Origin of the sequence: Tardiphaga sp., from assembly GCF_044340795.1 — a bacterium.
Lineage (GTDB): Bacteria > Pseudomonadota > Alphaproteobacteria > Rhizobiales > Xanthobacteraceae > Tardiphaga.
In genome coordinates this window covers 1-3,144 of the sequence record NZ_JBIISY010000416.1, presented here as the reverse complement: position 1 = coordinate 3,144, position 3,144 = coordinate 1, and the positions used below count along the sequence as shown (strand labels likewise).

The following is a 3,144-nucleotide window of genomic DNA, read 5'->3' as shown; positions in this document are numbered from 1 at the left end:
ACGCATGGTGTCGCATCTGCTGAATATTGACGCCGGTCTAGCCAAAAGTGTTGGCGACATGCTCGGCCTTCGGAAACTGCCGAAGCCCGCGGACGCGGCCATCGCTACGCGAGAAGATTTGGAGCCGTCACCGGCTCTCAGTATCGTTGCGAATGGCCCCAAGCGCTTCGAGGGGCGAAAGCTGGGCGTTCTGGTCACCGATGGCGTGGACGCGACATTGCTGAATGCGCTGAAATTGGCAGTAACCAAGGCGGGCGGAGTTTGTGAGATCGTGGCACCGAATGTCACCGGTGTGGAAGCTAGCGACGGCACGTTCGTCGCGGCCGATGAGATGATCGACGGCGGTCCGTCAGTTCTCTTCGATGCCGTGGCGATTTTGCCGGGAGACGATGGTGTTGCGAGCCTTGTGGCTGAATCGACGGCGCGCGATTTTGTGGCCGACGCGTTTGCCCATTGCAAATTCATCGCCCATGTCGATGCCGCAATGCCATTGTTCGAAAAGGCGGGTATCTCGGATGCACTGGATGAGGGCGTCGTTGCTTTGTCCGCCAAGAAAGATGTTGCTGCGTTCGTCGCGTTGCTTGGTGACCTCAGGCTGTGGAGCCGTGAGCCGAAAGTGAAGGCCCCGGCCAACTAGCGTTCGATCACGTTACCCGACCGTGCGCAGAGCGATCGGGAGTTAGGCGGAGCCGCCCAAGAACAGTGAAGGTTGGAAACGACGCACTTCTTGGTGCGTTACCCGTCACTAGCTTGATGTCCGCTCTTGGCGGATTGTGTTGAAAAACTCTCATGTTGAAGCGGCGCGCGATCGTTGATTCAATCTCGATATCGGCGGAGGCTGAATCGATGATGGGTCCGAAACAGACTGGTCAGGCGGCTCTGTTCTACGAATTCTCGCTGGAGCGGCACGTACCAATCACTCACATGGTCCGGAACATCGACCGGTTCGTCGATCTGTGAGTCGTTCGGAGCGAGTTGGCGCCCTTCTACAGTTCGACCGGACGGCCGTCGATTGTCCTGAGCTGCTCGTCCGGATGCTGCTGGTCCGCTATCGCTATGGCATCCGGTCGGAGCGCCGGTTGTGCGAGGAGGTTCACCTGAACCTCGCTTATCGCTGGTTTTGCCGTCTGGGCCTGGATGGCGAGGTGCCGGATCACTCGACTTTCGCAAAAAGCAGACACGGTCGCTTCCGCGACTGCGATCTTCTGCGCAAGCTGTTCGAGACCGTTGTGCGGCGTTTGCATGGAGGAGGGGCTGGTCGATGGAACGGCCTTCGCTATCGATGCCAGCCTAATCGCTGCCGACGCCAATAAGCAGCGTTCCGCTGCGGGCACCGACAGCCATGACTGGGAAGTGCTTGCCCGGGCGCGGCAGTCCGTCCGCGAGTACCTCGACACGCTGGACGAAGCGGCCTGTGGCGCGGCGAGCGAGACGGTGCCGAAGTTCGTGTCCCGATCCTATCCGGCCGCGCAATGGACCGGGGCTCGCAAAGGCCACGCCTTCTTTGCCTACGCCGACAATTACCTGATCGATCTGAAGGCGGCGGTCATCGTCGATGTCGAGGCGACACGCGCCATTCGACAGGCCGAGGTCGGGGCGGCCCGCACGATGATTGAACGTACCGAGAAATGCTTCGGCATCCATCCCGAGCGTCTGGCTGCCGACAGCGCGTATGGCTCAGCGGACATGCTGGGGTGGCTGGTCAACGAGCGCGCGATCGAGCCGCATATACCTGTGTTCGACAAGTCCGTTCGCGAGGATGGGACATTCGCCCGCGAGGACTTTGCGTACGATCCGGAGATCGACATCTAGCTGCCCTGCAGGCAAGGTGCTGACTTCGACCGGGACACTGGTGAACGACGGAGCGACGCTTCTCTATCGCGCCAGCAAACGTGACTGCGACATCTGCGAACTCAAACCACGGTGTTGCCCGAAGATGCCAGCCCGCAAGGTGCCACGCTCGATCTACGAAAGCGCTCGCGATGTAGCGCGCGGGATCGCCAGAACGGAAGCCTACGTAACCTCGCGACGTGAATGCAAGAAGGTCGGCAACTCGGCCGCTGTCGTTCGCAAGGAGCTGGCGGCATGAAGCCGCTTGTTCGGCGCTGGACTGAGCAAGACCTAGAGAAGCTGCGATTGCTGATGTCTCAAGGAGCCTCAGCCGCCGGGTGTGCTGCTGCCTTCAATCGCTCGGCGTCTTCGGTGAAGAAGGCGGCACGTCAGCTCGGCGGAGAGTTGGCAGGTGTGCGTGAGCTGAAGGCGCAACGCCGCGAAATGCTTCAGTGAGAAGAGGAAAGCCTCCGGCCTGGCCAGCGACGGAACGATAGGACGTACGTTTAATTAATGCGCCGCACATCTTCCACTCCAAACTAAGCCCGCCGGGAGATCCAAGGCGGTGTTTTTAGAGCTGAATGATGACCACTACTGAGGCTAGTAGAAGCGCTAGTGTGATCGATAGTCCGATGAGGACAAGCTTGCCCATCGTGCCTCAGTGCGTCTTGCTTTTCTGTCACTTCTCCAAGTCCGGCTTCGGAGTGCCCGGCAAGCTGGGGTCGGTGGTGTTCCGAGAATTCTTCTCCCACGGCTTATCGCTCTGAGACATCGAGCCCCAATCCTGCTGTGATCTTCCCGTTCTAGCCGATGACGATGAGAAGAACGTTGCTCTCTCGGTTCGTCGGCGACTAGGCCGAGCTACTGTCCTTCAGGCTGGTGACCGTTTCGTGCAGCACGATGTACTTGGAACCAACCGGCCGTTCGCATTTGGACTGGTTCGATAAGGCAGCGGCGAGCCGCGGAACCCGCGGTCGTTCCATATTGATCGCTGATGTATCCTCTATCTGAAAGCGCCGACGCGTTCGCGTGGCGAAGCAGTCAGGCCATTGGTGAAATTGCGACAGTTGGCCGCTAAGGAACCGGCCAGTTTGTCTGCGATTGCGTACTTTCACAGACGCAACCGAGGTTTACTCACCCGGGTGGTGTGTGTACGTTTGTTTCCAATAACAACATTTGAGTGGGAGTTCGAAATGAGCCAAAGCGTCGCTTTGAAGGCATTTTATGAGAACTACTACACGGATGACGTAGCCACGAAGCGCATCATCGCAGCTGTCCAATCAGTAGACCATCTCCAAAAGCTCGGCAGCACAA

1 protein-coding gene and 2 pseudogenes are annotated in these 3,144 nt (G+C 58.9%); all 3 read left to right on the top strand.

Annotated elements, in window-relative coordinates:
• A pseudogene (locus ACIQ17_RS32495) lies at positions 1-637 on the top strand (catalase HPII); the annotation flags it as partial.
• A gap of 209 nt (positions 638-846) precedes the next feature.
• A pseudogene (locus tag ACIQ17_RS32490) lies at positions 847-2,047 on the top strand (IS1182 family transposase); the annotation flags it as partial.
• A 38-nt stretch (positions 2,048-2,085) separates the two neighbouring features.
• The gene (locus ACIQ17_RS32485) at positions 2,086-2,286 is read left to right on the top strand and encodes a hypothetical protein (RefSeq protein WP_398473681.1); all 201 of its coding nucleotides are present in this window, start codon (positions 2,086-2,088) and stop codon (positions 2,284-2,286) included.
• Positions 2,287-3,144: the final 858 nt, after the last annotated feature.